General features: G+C 70.0%; 15 protein-coding genes and 2 pseudogenes. 6 read left to right on the forward strand and 11 right to left on the reverse strand.

The genetic code is table 11. From position 1 onward, the window contains the following. From QAR72_RS14625 to folD, 6 genes and pseudogenes are all read left to right on the forward strand, one after another. Positions 1-312, forward strand: a pseudogene (locus QAR72_RS14625) (Holliday junction branch migration protein RuvA); the annotation flags it as partial. A gap of 13 nt (positions 313-325) precedes the next feature. Then, entirely contained in the window at positions 326-1,240 is a 915-nt protein-coding gene (htpX, locus tag QAR72_RS14630; protein ID WP_304618116.1) for a zinc metalloprotease HtpX, read from the forward strand. Further along, positions 1,237-2,274 carry a Holliday junction branch migration DNA helicase RuvB gene (ruvB, locus tag QAR72_RS14635; RefSeq protein ID WP_304618117.1) on the forward strand — a complete coding sequence of 346 codons (1,038 nt, stop codon included), beginning with the start codon at positions 1,237-1,239 and terminating at the stop codon, positions 2,272-2,274. Before htpX ends, ruvB begins: the two co-directional genes overlap by 4 nt. 108 nt (positions 2,275-2,382) lie before the next feature. Further along, positions 2,383-2,826 carry a MarR family winged helix-turn-helix transcriptional regulator gene (locus QAR72_RS14640; protein WP_304618118.1) on the forward strand — a complete coding sequence of 148 codons (444 nt, stop codon included), beginning with the start codon at positions 2,383-2,385 and terminating at the stop codon, positions 2,824-2,826. Positions 2,827-2,865: 39 nt separating this feature from the next. After that, on the forward strand, positions 2,866-3,171 hold the full coding sequence (locus QAR72_RS14645; protein ID WP_304618119.1) for a chorismate mutase: 306 nt from the start codon (positions 2,866-2,868) through the stop codon (positions 3,169-3,171). Next, the gene (gene folD, locus QAR72_RS14650; RefSeq protein ID WP_304618120.1) at positions 3,168-4,043 is read left to right on the forward strand and encodes a bifunctional methylenetetrahydrofolate dehydrogenase/methenyltetrahydrofolate cyclohydrolase FolD; all 876 of its coding nucleotides are present in this window, start codon (positions 3,168-3,170) and stop codon (positions 4,041-4,043) included. The genes QAR72_RS14645 and folD overlap by 4 nt, the downstream gene beginning before the upstream one ends. 72 nt (positions 4,044-4,115) lie before the next feature. On the opposite strand, the gene ftsH is transcribed toward folD, so the two are convergent. The 11 genes and pseudogenes from ftsH to QAR72_RS14705 form a co-directional block, all read right to left on the reverse strand. Then, a complete protein-coding gene (gene ftsH, locus QAR72_RS14655; protein WP_304618121.1) occupies positions 4,116-6,008 on the reverse strand; it encodes an ATP-dependent zinc metalloprotease FtsH in 1,893 nt (630 codons plus the stop codon). Positions 6,009-6,064: 56 nt separating this feature from the next. Further along, positions 6,065-7,297 (reverse strand): tRNA lysidine(34) synthetase TilS, encoded by a 1,233-nt coding sequence (gene tilS, locus QAR72_RS14660; RefSeq protein WP_304618122.1) that lies wholly within the window; start codon positions 7,295-7,297, stop codon positions 6,065-6,067. A gap of 9 nt (positions 7,298-7,306) precedes the next feature. Continuing rightward, a complete protein-coding gene (locus tag QAR72_RS14665; RefSeq protein ID WP_304618123.1) occupies positions 7,307-8,257 on the reverse strand; it encodes a tetratricopeptide repeat protein in 951 nt (316 codons plus the stop codon). Continuing rightward, a complete protein-coding gene (gene pal / locus QAR72_RS14670; protein WP_304618124.1) occupies positions 8,257-8,793 on the reverse strand; it encodes a peptidoglycan-associated lipoprotein Pal in 537 nt (178 codons plus the stop codon). Before pal ends, QAR72_RS14665 begins: the two co-directional genes overlap by 1 nt. An 8-nt stretch (positions 8,794-8,801) precedes the next feature. Beyond that, entirely contained in the window at positions 8,802-10,124 is a 1,323-nt protein-coding gene (gene tolB / locus QAR72_RS14675; protein WP_304618125.1) for a Tol-Pal system beta propeller repeat protein TolB, read from the reverse strand. 56 nt (positions 10,125-10,180) lie between these two features. After that, on the reverse strand, positions 10,181-12,061 hold the full coding sequence (locus QAR72_RS14680) for a hypothetical protein (RefSeq protein WP_304618126.1): 1,881 nt from the start codon (positions 12,059-12,061) through the stop codon (positions 10,181-10,183). A gap of 3 nt (positions 12,062-12,064) precedes the next feature. Beyond that, entirely contained in the window at positions 12,065-12,520 is a 456-nt protein-coding gene (locus QAR72_RS14685) for an ExbD/TolR family protein (protein WP_304618127.1), read from the reverse strand. Continuing rightward, on the reverse strand, positions 12,517-13,215 hold the full coding sequence (gene tolQ, locus QAR72_RS14690) for a protein TolQ (RefSeq protein ID WP_304618128.1): 699 nt from the start codon (positions 13,213-13,215) through the stop codon (positions 12,517-12,519). The genes QAR72_RS14685 and tolQ overlap by 4 nt, the downstream gene beginning before the upstream one ends. A gap of 189 nt (positions 13,216-13,404) precedes the next feature. After that, positions 13,405-13,797, reverse strand: coding sequence for a tol-pal system-associated acyl-CoA thioesterase (gene ybgC, locus QAR72_RS14695; protein WP_304618129.1), 393 nt, complete (start codon positions 13,795-13,797; stop codon positions 13,405-13,407). Beyond that, positions 13,794-14,387: a hypothetical protein gene (locus tag QAR72_RS14700; protein ID WP_304618130.1), complete on the reverse strand. Its 594-nt coding sequence runs from the start codon at positions 14,385-14,387 to the stop codon at positions 13,794-13,796. Before QAR72_RS14700 ends, ybgC begins: the two co-directional genes overlap by 4 nt. A gap of 105 nt (positions 14,388-14,492) precedes the next feature. Then, positions 14,493-14,592 (reverse strand): annotated as a pseudogene (locus tag QAR72_RS14705) (succinyl-CoA--3-ketoacid-CoA transferase); the annotation flags it as partial.

Below are 14,592 nucleotides of genomic sequence, written 5' to 3' on the forward strand. Positions count from 1 at the left end.
GGTGCTCTGCCCGTCGCCGCGGGGGCGGTTGCGGGGGGGGGGGGCGGGGCGGCGGGGGGCATCCCCCCCGCCCCCCCCGCCGCCGTGGCGCCGGGCGCCACGACGCCCACCCCGCCAGCCGCGGCGCGGAAGGCGGGCGGGGCCGCAAATTCCGGTCAGGCCATGGCCGATGCCCTGTCGGCGCTGGCCAATCTGGGCTATGGTCCCTCCGAAGCGGCGGCGGCAGTGGCCGAGGCTCAGGCGGGGGAACCGGGCGCCTCGACCCCCGTTCTGATCCGGGCGGCGCTGCGTCTTCTGGCGCCGAAGGATTAGCGGAGGCTGGCTGATGGAAGCGAATATCAAGGTCTTCATGCTGATGGCCGCGCTGACGGCGCTGGTCATGGTTCTGGGCTGGATGCTGGGCGGTGGCGGCGGCGCGGTTCTGGCGCTGCTGATCGCGGGGGGCATGAACTTCTTTGCCTACTGGAACAGCGACAAGATGGTCCTGCGCCAGCAGGGCGCGGTCGAACTGTCGCCCAATCAGGGGGCCGAGCTTTACGCCATGACCGCCGATCTGGCGCGTCGCGCCGAGATGCCGATGCCGAAGCTCTATCTGCTTCCGACCGAACAGCCCAATGCCTTTGCCACCGGCCGCAACCCTGAAAATGCCGCCGTCGCGGTCACGCAGGGCCTGTTGCGCGCGCTGAACCGCGACGAGATCGCCGGTGTGATCGCGCATGAGCTGGCCCATATCAAGCATCGCGACACGCTGACCATGACCATCACGGCGACGATGGCGGGGGCGATTGCCATGATGGGCAACATGATGCTGTTCATGGGCGGGCGCGACGGGCGCGGGGGCGGGATCGGCGCGGTTCTGGCCATGGTCCTGGCGCCTCTGGCCGCGGCGATGGTTCAGATGGCCATCTCGCGCGCCCGCGAATACGAGGCCGACGCGACCGGCGCCGCGATCTGCGGGCAGCCGCGGGCGCTGGCCTCGGCGCTGCAGCGGATCAGCGCTGCCGCAGGCCGCAGCGTGAACGTGCCGGCCGAAAAGAACCCTGCCGCTGCCGCGATGTTCATCATCAATCCGCTGCACGCGCTCAAGGCCGACCGGCTGTTCGCCACCCATCCGCCCACCGAGGAGCGCATCGCCCGCCTGATGGCACTGGAGGGGCGCGCCGCCGCCGCCCCCGTCCGGCCGACCGCTGCCAGCCGCATCCCGCGCGCGGGCCGCAACGATCCCTGGTCACGCGGATGAGCCAGCCGGACCCCGTGCTGCGCGCCGACCGGATGGAGGGCGATGCCGAGGATCGCGCCTTGCGACCCCAGGGCCTGTCGGAATTCGTGGGCCAGGCCGAGGCACGGGCCAACCTGAAGGTCTTCATCGAAAGCGCGCGCATGCGCGGCAAGGCGATGGACCACACGCTGTTCTACGGCCCCCCGGGGCTGGGCAAGACGACGCTGGCGCAGATCATGGCGCGCGAACTGGGCGTGAACTTCCGCATGACCTCGGGGCCGGTCATCGCCCGGGCCGGCGACCTCGCGGCGATCCTGACCAATCTGGAAGCCCGCGACGTCCTGTTCATAGACGAGATCCATCGCATGAACCCCGCCGTCGAGGAGGTGCTCTACCCCGCGATGGAGGATTTCGAGCTGGATCTGGTGATCGGCGAGGGGCCCGCCGCCCGCACCGTCCGGATCGAGTTGCAGCCCTTCACGCTGGTCGGCGCCACGACGCGGCTGGGCCTTCTGACGACGCCGCTGCGCGACCGGTTCGGCATTCCGACGCGCCTGCAATTCTATGAAATTGCCGAACTTGACCTGATCGTGCAGCGCGGCGCGCGTCTGATGGGGATCAGCGCCGATCCGGAAGGCACGATGGAAATCGCCCGCCGCGCCCGTGGCACGCCGCGCATCGCCGGGCGGCTTCTGCGCCGGGTGGTCGATTTCGCGCTGGTCGAGGGCAATGGCCGCCTGACGCGCGAGATCGCCGATCTGGCGCTGACGCGGCTCGGCGTGGACGATCTGGGCCTTGACGGTGCGGATCGGCGCTATCTGACGCTGATGGCGCAGCATTACGGCGGCGGCCCGGTCGGGGTCGAGACCCTCGCGGCCGCGCTGTCGGAAAGCCGAGATGCGATCGAGGAGGTGATCGAGCCCTATCTGCTGCAGCAGGGCCTGATCGCACGCACGCCGCGCGGGCGGCAGCTTGCACCTCGGGCCTGGCGCCATCTGGGGATCGAGGCCCCGCGGATTCCCGCGCAAAGTGATTTGTTCGACAGCGACGGCTGACAAAGGTTGAATAAACCTTTATTAAAACAGGCGCTGCCCAACGCAGGCAAATCAGTCTAATGCAATTCGTTAATTGCGCGGAAGGCTGTTGGCCCATAGATAGAAAATATGAACGATTCGTCTCACTTCTCATTGGACACGATGCTGTGCTTCGATGTCTATGCCGCCAATCTGGCTTTTGGCCGGCTGTACAAGCCGATGCTGGACGAATTGGGCGTGACCTATCCGCAATTCCTGGTTCTGACCTCGCTCTGGCAAGAGGACGGGCAGAGCGTCGGGATCATCAGCGCGGGGCTTGGTCTTGACAGCAGCACCCTGACGCCGCTGCTCAAGCGGCTGGAACAGGCGGGGCTGGTGAACCGCCGGCGCGACACCGATGACGAACGCCGCGTCCGCGTGAGCCTGACCGCGGCCGGGCGGGCCCTGCAGCAGCCGGCAAAGTCCGTGCTGAAGCGGATCGGCGAATCGCACGGGCTTAGCCAGTCCGAGGTCGAGGGGCTTCAATCGCTCTTGTGGCGGCTGCGCCGCGCGCTGGCCGCTGCGGCAGGCTGAACCCTTGCTTATTCCCCTGCGGCGTTGCATGGGACGGGCATGAAGCCCACCGACCAGATCCCCGATATGCAGGCCCTCCGGGTCGAGATCGACACACTGGACCGCGACCTGGTTCGCATGCTGGCGCGCCGGCGTGACCTGATCGACCGTGCGGCGCAGCTCAAGGCGGTGAACGGATGGCCCGCCCGCATCGACGCCCGCGTCGAGGAGGTCGTCGCCAATGCGCGCAGCCATGCCCTGGATCACGGGCTGGATGCCGACCTGATCGAGACGATCTGGCGGCAGCTGATCGAGGCTGCCATCGCCCAGGAAGAACGCCAGCTTGAACGCAAGGAGCAGCCATGACCGCAGCGATCATCGACGGAAAGGCTTTCGCGGCCGGATTGCGCGCCCGGATCGCCACCGAGGTCGAGGCGCTGGCCCGGCGCGGGATCAAGCCCGGCCTTGCCGTGGTGCTGGTGGGCGAGGACCCGGCCAGCCAGGTCTATGTGCGGTCCAAGGGGCGCATGACGGTCGAGGTGGGCATGGCCTCGTTCGAACATCGCCTGCCCGACACGACACCCGAGGACGAATTGCTGGCCCTGATCGCGCGGCTGAACGCCGATCCTGCGGTGAACGGCATCCTCGTGCAGCTTCCCCTGCCGCGCCACATGGACGAGGCCGCGGTCATCAACGCGATCGCGCCGGAAAAGGATGTCGACGGGTTCCACATCCTGAATGTCGGGCTGTTGGCCACGGGGCAAAAGGCGATGGTGCCCTGCACGCCGCTTGGCTGCCTGATGCTGCTGCGCGACCGGCTGGGCGACCTGGCGGGCAAGCGCGCGGTGGTGATCGGGCGCAGCAATATCGTCGGCAAGCCGATGGCGCAGCTTCTGCTGCGCGACAGCGCGACGGTCACGGTGGCCCATTCGCGCACCGCCGATCTGCCCGCGCTCTGCCGCGAGGCCGATATCCTGGTCGCCGCCGTCGGCCGCGCCGAATTCGTCAAGGGCGACTGGATCAAGCCCGGCGCGACGGTGATTGATGTCGGGATCAACCGGACCGAGGCGGGTCTGGTCGGCGATGTCGATTTCGCCAGCGCCCTTCCGGTGGCCGGCGCGATCACGCCGGTTCCGGGCGGGGTGGGGCCGATGACCATCGCCTGCCTGCTTGCCAATACCCTGACGGCGACGGCCCGCGCGAACGGCCTGACCGACCCCGAGGGGCTGACCCCCTGAACCCGTCCGTCCCGACGCCGCGCATGAAAAAGCCCCGGTCCTGCCGGGGCTTTGTCGTTCCTAAAGTCCGGATCAGGCCGGGGCGGGGTCGCCGCCCTGCACGGGCTTGCCCGCCTTGGGGATCGCCGTGACCGAGGGGATCACACTGCCCGGCCCGCTGTCGTCGCCACCATCCAGGGGCTCGCCGCGAAGGATCTTGCCGATCTCCTCGCCGGTCAGGGTCTCGTATTCCAGAAGACCCTTGGCCAGCCGCTCGAACTCGGCCTCTTTCTCGATCAGGATGCGGCGGGCTTCCTGATAACCCTCTTCGATCAGCTCGCGGACCTCTTGTTCGATCAGCTCCTTGGTCGCGGCCGAGACCGAGAAACCGCCTGTGCTGCCGTTATAGCCCTCATGCGCCTCGGCGTAGTCCACGGCCCCGACCTTGTCGGACATGCCCCACCGCATCACCATCGCGCGGGCGAGCGCGCTGGCCTGCTGGATGTCGCCGGCAGGACCGTTCGAGACGCCCTCTTCGCCGTACTTGATGATCTCGGCGGCCTTGCCGGCCATGGTCATGGCGATCTTCTGCTTGGCCTCGTCCTTGTGGAAGTTCAGGCGATCCATCTCGGGCAGGCTGACGACCATGCCAAGCGCGCCGCCCCGTGGGATGATCGTCGCCTTGTAGACCGGGTCGCATTTGGGCAGCGACAGGCCGACAACGGCGTGACCGGCCTCGTGATAGGCGGTCTTTTCCTTCTGCTCGGGCGTCAGGACCATGCTGCGGCGCTCGACGCCCAGCATCACCTTGTCCTTGGCGTTCTCGAAATCTTCCATGCTGACGAAGCGGCGGCCGATCCGGGCGGCCATCAGGGCGGCCTCGTTCACCAGGTTCATCAGGTCGGCGCCCGAAAAGCCGGGCGTGCCGCGCGCGATGATGCGCAGATCGACATCGGGGCCGACCGGCACCTTGCGGGCATGGACCGACAGGATCCGCTCGCGGCCCTTGATATCGGGGTTCGGAACATAGATCTGGCGGTCGAAGCGGCCCGGACGCAGCAGCGCGGGGTCCAGCACGTCCTTGCGGTTGGTCGCGGCGACGATGATGATGCCCTCGTTCGCCTCGAAGCCGTCCATCTCGACCAGAAGCTGGTTCAGCGTCTGCTCGCGCTCGTCATTGCCGCCGCCGATGCCGACGCCGCGGGCGCGGCCCACTGCGTCGATCTCGTCGATGAACAGGATGCAGGGGGCGGATTTCTTCGCCTGCTCGAACATGTCGCGCACGCGGCTGGCGCCGACACCGACGAACATCTCCACGAAGTCCGAGCCCGAGATGGTGAAGAACGGCACGCCCGCCTCGCCGGCGATGGCGCGGGCGAGCAGCGTCTTGCCGGTGCCCGGAGGACCGACCAGCAGCGCCCCTTTCGGGATCTTGCCGCCGAGGCGGCTGAACTTCTGCGGGTTGCGCAGGAATTCGACGATTTCCTCAAGCTCTTCCTTGGCCTCGTCGATGCCCGCCACATCGTCGAAGGTCACGCGGCCCGATTTCTCGGTCAAGAGCTTGGCGCGCGACTTGCCGAAGCCCATCGCGCCGCCGCGACCGCCGCCCTGCATGCGGTTCATGAAGAAGATCCAGACGCCGATCAGCAGGATGAAGGGCAGCCACACGCCCAGCATCGACATGAAGCCCGAACTTTGCTGGCGGACCACACGCACGTCGATGCCGCGATTAACCAGATTGCCGGCCAGTTCCTCGCCCAGGGGGCGGATCGTGGCATATTGCTGGCCGTCCGTGCCGGTGATCGTGACGTTCTCGCCGTCGATGACCACGGCGCTGACCTGGTCATTCTGCACCCGCTGCATGAAGTCCGAATAGCTGATCTGCCGGTTGTTGGCGGTTCCGGCCCCGTCGCTGAACATGTTGAACAGCGCCAGGATCATCAGAAACAGAACCACCCAGAAGGCGAAGTTGCGTGCGTTGCCCAAAGTCGGTCCTCCGGCGGGATAGGGTTGCCTTGAAAATAGGGATTATCGGCAAAGGTTCAATGCGCCTTCACCAGGCTGCGGAAATCTGCCGCGCCGCGCAGAGGCGTGATCCGCCACGGCCCCGGTCGCAGCAACGGGGCGGCCACCAGGGTCTCGCCCTGCCAGATGGCAGGGCTGGCGGCGGCCTCGTCGCGGGCAAGCCCCGCATCGCGCCAGGGCAGCCGCGTCAGAGGCGCCAGGCCAAGCGCGGCGACATGCTGTCCGGGGCCCAGCCCCTCGACCAGCCAGCGCCTGTCCCAGGGACCCGAAACCACCGGCACCGCGCGCCCGGCCCCCGCCGCCTCGCGCGTCAGACGCAGGTCGGCGCCCGAGGGCGCGATCATCGTGCCGTCCAGCGTCACCCGCGCCCCCGCCTCGATCGAACGGAGGGCATGCAGCAGCGTGGCGCGGCGCGGCGGGTAATCGGCGCCGGTGATCCAGCGGCACGAGGCGACCAGCAGGCGGCGCCGGATCTCGGGCGGGGCCTCGTTGAAGGCGCCGCGCGGCAGGATCAGACGGCCCTGCGCGATCTGCGCGTCCCGCGCCACCAGCGCGGCAAAATCGCACAAGGCGTCGCGCGCCTCGGCGATATGGCGCGCAGCCAGCGCGAGGGGGGCCGGGTCCAGACCAAGCGCGGCCATCGCGCGCCGGATGCGGACGCGTTCGAAATCGGGGTTCTCGTTGCTGGGATCGTCGATCCAGCTGACGCCGCGGGCCGTCAGCCAGTCGCGCAATTCCTGCCGGTGGGTGCCCAGGGCGGGGCGCAGCCAGCGCATCCCGAAGGCGTCGCGCCATTCGGCCATGCCCGCCAGCCCGTCGATCCCGGCGCTGCGGACCAGCCGCATCAGCAGCGTCTCGGCCATGTCGTCGGCCGTATGGCCAAGTGCCACGGCGGGCAGCTCGTTGCGTCTGGCCCAGCCCGCCAGCAGCCGCAGCCGCGCGTCGCGGGCCTGTGCCATCAGGTTGCCGGTGCGCGTCTCGCGCTGCCAGCGCAGAGTGGCATGGGTCAGACCCAAGGCGCGCGCGGCGCGACCGACCTCGGCGGCCTCCAGCGCGCTGCCGGGGCGAAGGTCGTGATCAACCGTGGCGACCATGACGCGGCGGCCCCGCGCCCATTCCGCCGCGACCTGCATCAGCGCGACCGAATCACCGCCCCCCGACACGGCCAGCCCAAGCGCGGGCAGATCGCCCGCCAGACGGTCCAGTGCGGCCATGATCCGCGCGGCAGGGTCGCCCCCCGGGGCGGTCACGCGCCGCCCCTATTCGTGTTCGGCCAGATCGGCCAGCGCCTCGGGATCGAGCGCCGGGTCCAGCAGCGGGTCCAGCACTCCCAGATCGGCGCTGCCGCAGCCCAGCCTGACCAGCGCGGCCTCGGCTTCCTGCGCGGGGCCGCTGCCAGGAAAGCGGGCCGGGATCTCGGCCAGATAGAGACAGGCGGCGGTCGTGTCGCCCTGGCCCTCGATCACGCGGGCGATGCCGAGCAGGCTTTCCGCCGCGCGGCTGCTGTCGGGATCGGCGGCGAAACCCTCAAGCCAGGCGGTGGCGGCCGCGCGCGGATCGCCGCCGCGCTCCAGCGCAACGCCGCGCAGGAACAGGGCCTCGGCGGTCAGGGGGCCACCGGCATGGGTCTCGGCCACCTGCGCGAAAAGGCGCGCGGCCTCGAGCGTGTTCCCGGCATCAAGCGCGCTGCGGGCCCGGTCGAAATCGGCCTGCTCGGCGGCGGTCGCCACACCGGCCGTGCTTTCTCCCACGCTGGCCGCAGGGGCCGAGGGCGCCAGTTCCGGCTGCAGCCCGCCCGCGCCCGAAGGCACGGTCAGCGCGCTGAGATCGCAGGTCTCGTCCATTTCGCACAGACGGAATTCCAGATCGGCCAGCCGCCTCTCATTGTCGGCGGCGACACGATTGATGCGGTTCTGCAACCGTTCGGCCTGATCGGTCAGGCGCATCAGCTGCGCCTCCATCGCGTTCATGCGGTCGATGGCGGTCTCTCCGCCCGCCGCCTGGAACCCCTGGGCGCCCGAGGCCACAAGCTCCGCCCGAAGCCGCTGCAGATTGGCCCGCAATTCGGCGAGGCTCGTCCGCATCTCGGCCAGGCTGGCCTCGCGCTCGGGGTCCTGGACCGCGGGCGCCTCGCCCTGCGGCGCATCGGCCTGCTGGGCCAGCACGGGGCTGGCCAGTGCCAGAAGCAAGGCGACCGGCCAGACGCGCATCACAGGCCCGCCCCGCCATCGCTGACCACCGTCACGGCGCGGCGGTTGCGGGCATAGCAGCTTTCGTCCGAACAGACCTCGGCCGGGCGTTCCTTGCCGAAGGAGAGGGTGCGGATGCGTCCCGGCGCGACGCCCTGCGCGACCAGATATTCCTGCACGGCGCTGGCGCGGCGCGCGCCAAGCGCAAGGTTGTATTCGCGGGTGCCGGTCTCTTCGGCATGGCCCTGGATGATCGCGGTGAAGTTTCCGTGCCGGTTCAGCCAGGCGGCCTGGCGGGTCAGGACCGCGCGGGCCTCGGGCGTCAGCGCGGTCTGGTCCGCGGGAAACAGCACCGTGTCGCCCACCTGCGCGCGGAAGAACTGGGCGCTGCCCTCGACGCCGATCACGCCGCCGGGCAGGTTGCCCTGAAAGACCGCGCCCGCCCCGGTCTGGGCATAGGGGTCGATGACCGGCGGCGCAGGCGGGGCAGGCTGTGCGCAGGCGGCCAGCGCCAGAAGACAGGCGATCAGTGCAGGCTTGGTCGCGGCGTGGGTCATCTTATCCCTCATGGCAGCAGCGGACCCCAGGACGGATCCGAGGCGGCAAATTCCAGTTGAAGCGGTCGCATGTTTCGCCCGGTGATGTCCACAGAATGCAGCCGCGGCTCGCCGGTTCCGCCGGGGGTGACGCGCGTGAACATTACCACCCGCCCGTTCGGCGCCCAGGTCGGCCCCTCGTCGAGGAAGGATTCGGTCAGCATCTTCTCGCCCGACCCGTCGGTCCGCATCACGCCGATGTGGAACCGGTCACCGATCCGCTTGGTGAAGGCGATCATGTCCCCGCGCGGCGACCAGACCGGGGTGCCGTAGCGGCCGTCGCCGAAGCTGATCCGCTGCGGCTCGCCGCCATCGAGGCCCATGATGTAAAGCTGCGGCGTCCCCGAGCGGTCGCTTTCAAAGACGATGCGGCTGCCATCCGGGCTGAAGCTGGGCGAGGTCTCGATCGAGGGCGCGTTGGTCAGCGGGCGCTGCCCGCCCGTCGCCACATCCATCAGCCAGATATCGGAATTGCCGCCCTGTTCGCGCGAATAGGCGATGCGCCGGCCATCCGGGCTGAAGGCAGGGGCAAAGGCCATCGCGCCTGCATCCTGCGTCAGCGGACGCGAGGTCACGCTGGCCACATCCAGCAGGCGGATCTGCGGAAAGCCGCTGTCATAGCTGGTGAACAGGATCTGCCGCCCGTCGGGCGAGAATTTCGGCGCCAGAACCAGCGAGGCGCTGTCGGTCATCCAGCGGATGTTCGCGCCGTCGTAATCCATGACCCCGATGCGCTTGATCCGGGCATTCTTGGGGCCGGTCTCCTGCACGAAGGCCACGCGGCTGTCGAAATAGGGCCGCTCGCCGGTCAGGCGGGCATAGATCTGGTCGGCGATCTTGTGGGCGGCGCGGCGCCAATCTGCGGCGCGGGCGTCGAACTGCATCCCGTCGCCCTGCGGCTGCCCCGAGAACACGTCGAACAGCCGGAAGCGGACGCTGATATCCTCGCCCACCCGCGTCACCTCGGCGGTGACGAGGGCCTGGGCATTCACCGCGCGCCATTCCTCGTAGCTGACGGCATCGGCAAAGCTGGCAGGGCGGGCAGTATGGGCCTCGGCGGGGATCTCGCGGAACAGGCCCGTGCCGGTCAGGTTGTCGGCCACGACCTGACGCACCCGCGCGGCCAGCTCGGCATCACCGTGAAAGGCCGGGATGGCGATGGACATGGGCTCGATCACGCCATCGGTGATCTCGATCCGCAACGGCCCGCTCTGCGCCATCGCAGGCAGGGCGGGCGCGCCGAGCACCAGGATCGCCGCAAGGGCAGGGGCAAGGGTCAGCTTGTGGAACATCGCGTCCTCATTACCTTGATCGGGCGGCAGGCGCGGAGGCCTGACGCCAGGGGTCGTCAGAATTCAACGCCGCCGGGGCGAAAGCTTACCTCGACATCGCGCCAGCGGCCGTATTTCTCGGCGGGCAGGGCATAGCCCGAGCGTCCGCACATCAGGATCGCGCGGCGGGCCACGTCAAAGGCCTGTTCGGCCGCGCTGGCCGAGCCGCCCTGGAAATCGGCAATCCTCATGCTGGCCTGTTCGGGAACGCCGTCCGGGCCAAGCGAGAAGGCGACCGTCACCGTCGTCTGCGCAGCCTCGACCGACAGCATGTTGACGTTCCAGCACTGCTCGATCGCCATGCGCAGCCCCTCGCGTTCGGCCAGCGAGAGGGGCGCGCCGACCGGGAGCCCGCCAAGGGCCGCATCGTCCTGCGGATCGGGAAGGGCTGTAGCGCTGATCCCCGAGGGCGCGAACTGCATCGCGTCGGGCGCGGGCGCCTCGCCGCCATTGCCCGACAGCGCCCCCGCCAGCGCGGCGGCCAGCGGGTCCAGCCCGGCCGAGGCGCCGTCGCCGCCCTCGATGCGCTGGCGGTCACCGCCAAAGGCATCCCCGGTCGAGGCCGTATCGGTCCCCCCGGCGCCCGCATTATCCTGTTGGGCCTCGCGCAGCGCGTCCTCAAGCGCGCGACGATCGGCCGCCTCGCGTTCGGCGGCCAGACGCTCGGCTTCGGCGGCCTCTGCGCGGCGGCGTTCTTCGGCCTCACGTTCGGCTGCGGCGCGGCGCTCGGCGTCGGCGGCCTCGGCGCGGCGGCGTTCCTCGGCCTCGCGGTCGGCTGCGGCAAGGCGTTCTGCGTCGGCGGCCTCGGCTCGGCGGCGTTCCTCGGCCTCGCGTTCGGCTGCGGCGCGGCGCTCTGCCTCCGCGGCCTCTGCGCGGCGGCGTTCCTCGGCCTCGCGTTCGGCTGCGGCACGGCGTTCTGCCTCTGCGGCCTCTGCGCGGCGGCGTTCTTCGGCCTCGCGTTCGGCTGCGGCGCGGCGCTCGGCCTCTGCGGCCTCCGCGCGGCGGCGTTCTTCGGCCTCGCGTTCGGCTGCGGCGCGGCGCTCGGCCTCTGCGGCCTCGGCACGGCGGCGTTCCTCGGCCTCGCGTTCGGCTGCGGCACGGCGTTCTGCGTCTGCGGCCTCGGCACGGCGGCGTTCCTCGGCCTCGCGTTCGGCTGCGGCGCGGCGCTCTGCCTCCGCGGCCTCGGCACGGCGACGCTCATCGGCGGCCTGACGCTCGGCTTCCGCCCGTGCCAGCGCCTCGGTCTCAGCGCGGGCGGCCTCGGCGGCGGCCTGACGGGCGGCGGCCTCTGCCGCCTCTGCCGCCTCACGCTCGGCCACGCGGCGGTTGAACGCCTGAACCAGATCGTCGGGGCGCTGCTGCGGGCGGGGCGAGACGGCCAGCGCCAGCGCAGAGCTCGGCGGCGCAGGGGCATCGAGCGACGGCGCGGCGCCTGGCTGGGGCGCGGTCTCGGCGGCGGCAGGGACCGAGGGGCTTTCGGCGGGCGCCTCGGACTGGGCGGCGGGGGGCTGGGCCAGATCGCTTGCAACCGCGACGGGCTCTCGCGCGGCGAAATCGCTCAGGTCAGGGGCCGGCTCGGCGGCGTCGGGGCGGGCCAGTTCGGCGACATCCTGGGCCTCGGGCGCGGTCGAGCTTGCGGGCGCCTCGGCCCCCTCATCGCCCGAAGGCGTGGGCAGGCTGGCCACCGCCGTCGCATCCGGCGCGACCGGCCCGGCCCCGCGCGAGGCGGCGGCCAGCGCCTCGAACTCGGCGCCGCTGATGGTCGAGACCTGCGTGCTGCGCATCGGCGGCATGGTCTGCGGCCGGAACAACGCACCGCCCAGCACCGCCCAGAGGATCAGCGAGCCATGCGCCACCCCCGAGACCCACCGACCGATGCGTTCTTCCCGTTCGCTCATCGCCTAGCCATCCATCCGCGGGCCGCCGGTCTCGGTGACCAGGACGATATCGGTGATGCCCGCCGAATTCAGCGCGCCCATGATCTGGACCACGCGGGCATAGGGGATCGCGCCATCCGCACGCAGGAAGACGCGCCCCGACTGCCGTTCCGCCAGGATCGCGCGCAGCCGCGCGACGACTTCGGTATCGGGGACCGGCAGATCCATCACCAGCACTTGGCCATCCGCCGGAACAGAGATGACCAGCGGCTCTTCCTGCTCGGTCGGCACGGCATTGGCGGCGGTCTGCGGCAGGTTCAGCGGCACGCCCGCCGTCAGCAGCGGGGCGGCCACCATGAAGATGATCAGCAGCACCAGCATGACGTCCACGAAGGGCGTCACGTTGATCTCGGACATGGGCGCGTTGCGCCGCCTGCCGCGCCCCTTGCGGGCCTCGCGCTTGACGACCGAGGCGCTCATGCGGCGGGCTCTTCGATCTGGCGCGACAGCAGGCTGGCGAATTCGTCGGCGAAATTCTCCCAGCTGCCGGTGATGCGGTCGGCGTCGCCCGACAGCTTGTTGTAGAAGATCACCGCCGGAATTGCCGCGACAAGGCCAAGCGCGGTCGCCAGAAGCGCCTCGGCGATGCCGGGGGCGACGACGGCAAGGCTGGTATCCTGGCTCAGCGCAATGCCCTCGAAGGCGGTCTTGATCCCCCAGACCGTCCCGAACAGCCCGATGAAGGGCGAGGTCGAGCCGACCGTCGCCAGGAAGGACAGGCCCTTGAACAGGCGGGCTTCCTCGCGCTGGATGGCGATGTTCATGGCGCGGTCGATGCGCGGCAGAGAGCCGGGGATCAGGTCGCCGCTGTCGCGCTGGCTGCGGTTCCATTCGGTCATGCCGGCGGCAAAGATGCGTTCGGGCGCGGTGCGCGGCCGGTCCCCGATCCGGTCATAGAGATCGTCCAGCGGCTCGCCCGACCAGAAGGCGCGGTCGAAGGCCGCCGCATCCCGGCGCGCGCGCGCAAAGACCAGGTATTTCTGGACGATGATCGCCCAGGCCCAGAACGAGGCCAGGAGCAGCATGATCATCACGACCTGCACCGTCAGCGAGGATTGCAGGAACAGCCCCACGGCCGAAAAGTCGATGGCCTCGGCGGCCTGAATGGTATCCATCTTCACTGCCTCGTCGTCATGGACCTGCGGCGGGCTCTGCCGGGTCGGGCGCCTTTTACCCTGTATCTGCCACGGGTTTCATCCCCCGCGGCAACACAAAGGCGTCACTTCCCCCGATATGGGCAGGCTGTGCCGCAATCGCCTCATAGGCAAGGCGCCCGCAACGCGCCAGCCTGTCCTTTGCGGCAATCAGGGCGCCAGGACGCGGCGCAGATCGGCAGGCAGGCGGACGGGCCGGCCCGCCGCGCCCAGACAGACGATGGTGACGGTCGCGCGGAACAGGGCCAGCCCGTCGCGCAGAACCTCCTGCGTCAGGACCAGCCGCGCCGGCCGCGCCTCGCTCAGCGCGGTGGTGACGTCCAGCACGTCCTCGAACCGGGCCGGGGCGAGGTAATCGGCCTCGATGCGGCGGACGGCGAAGACGATGCCCTGATCCTCCTTCAGCGCGCGCTGGTCCAGCCCCAGCTCTCGCAACCAGTCCGAGCGCCCCCGCTCGATGAATCTCAGGTAATTGGCGTAATAGACGATCCCGGCCAGATCGGTATCCTCGTAATAGACGCGCAGCCGGATGCGATGGGTCATGGCGCCGCGGCAGCCATCCGCGCCGCCAGCCGCAGCGCATGGCTCGGATCGCTGCTGGCCACCGGCAGGACCGGATCATAGGCTGCCCGGATCAGCGCGGCCAGCTGTGGCGAGACCCGGACATCGCGCGCGAAAGTCAGCGCCGAGCGCATCATTACGGTCTCGGCCAGCTGGGCGGGATGCGCCTCGGCCAACGCGCCCGACAGGCGCAGAAAGCCCAAGCAGGCGCGGATGCCGCCATCGGGGTCGAATCGGAAGATGCGGTATTGATACGCCCCCGACCCGCCCCCGGCCGCCGCCAGCCGCGCCGGCAGACCGGCCTGTCCGGTCAGCGCCTCCAGATCCGGCACGGCGTCCAGCTCGGACCAGTCGCGCATGAAGAACAGCATCAGGTTGGCGCCCATCTCGGGGTCGGTCTCGACCATCGGATGCCCGGCATGGGCAAAGCCCGCCCTCATCGCGGCGCGAAAGATGTCGAGGCTCTCGTCGGCCATGCCGAAGATCACCGGGGCGACCGGCCGTCCCCACCGCGCACAGGAGAACCGCCCGTCGGGGCATGTGAACAGGTGCTCGATCTCGTCAGCCGTCATGATCCGTTCCGCCCCAGGGCCCGCTTTGCCTTGGTTCCAAATATCCCGGGGGGCCGTCCGCAGGACGGCGGGGGCAGAGCCCCCTCCGCCCTGCCGGCCCGCGCCTCAGGCGACGATTGTCGCCTCGGTCGCCGCGCGCAGTTCCTCCTCGGTCACCCCGTCGGCCAGTTCCACGATCCGCAGACCGCCCGGAACAACGTCCAGA

The organism is Paracoccus sp. (in: a-proteobacteria), from assembly GCF_030604785.1.
Lineage (GTDB): Bacteria > Pseudomonadota > Alphaproteobacteria > Rhodobacterales > Rhodobacteraceae > Paracoccus.

What these genes read in the sequence shown, in the direction of transcription:
- htpX (WP_304618116.1), top strand. Translation starts at nt 326, where the DNA reads ATGGAAGCGAATATCAAGGTCTTCATGCTGATGGCCGCGCTGACGGCG.
- ruvB (WP_304618117.1), top strand. Translation starts at nt 1,237, where the DNA reads ATGAGCCAGCCGGACCCCGTGCTGCGCGCCGACCGGATGGAGGGCGAT.
- QAR72_RS14640 (WP_304618118.1), top strand. Translation starts at nt 2,383, where the DNA reads ATGAACGATTCGTCTCACTTCTCATTGGACACGATGCTGTGCTTCGAT.
- QAR72_RS14645 (WP_304618119.1), top strand. Translation starts at nt 2,866, where the DNA reads ATGAAGCCCACCGACCAGATCCCCGATATGCAGGCCCTCCGGGTCGAG.
- folD (WP_304618120.1), top strand. Translation starts at nt 3,168, where the DNA reads ATGACCGCAGCGATCATCGACGGAAAGGCTTTCGCGGCCGGATTGCGC.
- QAR72_RS14665 (WP_304618123.1), bottom strand. Translation starts at nt 8,257, where the DNA reads ATGCGCGTCTGGCCGGTCGCCTTGCTTCTGGCACTGGCCAGCCCCGTG.
- pal (WP_304618124.1), bottom strand. Translation starts at nt 8,793, where the DNA reads ATGACCCACGCCGCGACCAAGCCTGCACTGATCGCCTGTCTTCTGGCG.
- tolB (WP_304618125.1), bottom strand. Translation starts at nt 10,124, where the DNA reads ATGTTCCACAAGCTGACCCTTGCCCCTGCCCTTGCGGCGATCCTGGTG.
- QAR72_RS14680 (WP_304618126.1), bottom strand. Translation starts at nt 12,061, where the DNA reads ATGAGCGAACGGGAAGAACGCATCGGTCGGTGGGTCTCGGGGGTGGCG.
- QAR72_RS14685 (WP_304618127.1), bottom strand. Translation starts at nt 12,520, where the DNA reads ATGAGCGCCTCGGTCGTCAAGCGCGAGGCCCGCAAGGGGCGCGGCAGG.
- tolQ (WP_304618128.1), bottom strand. Translation starts at nt 13,215, where the DNA reads ATGGATACCATTCAGGCCGCCGAGGCCATCGACTTTTCGGCCGTGGGG.
- ybgC (WP_304618129.1), bottom strand. Translation starts at nt 13,797, where the DNA reads ATGACCCATCGCATCCGGCTGCGCGTCTATTACGAGGATACCGATCTG.
- QAR72_RS14700 (WP_304618130.1), bottom strand. Translation starts at nt 14,387, where the DNA reads ATGACGGCTGACGAGATCGAGCACCTGTTCACATGCCCCGACGGGCGG.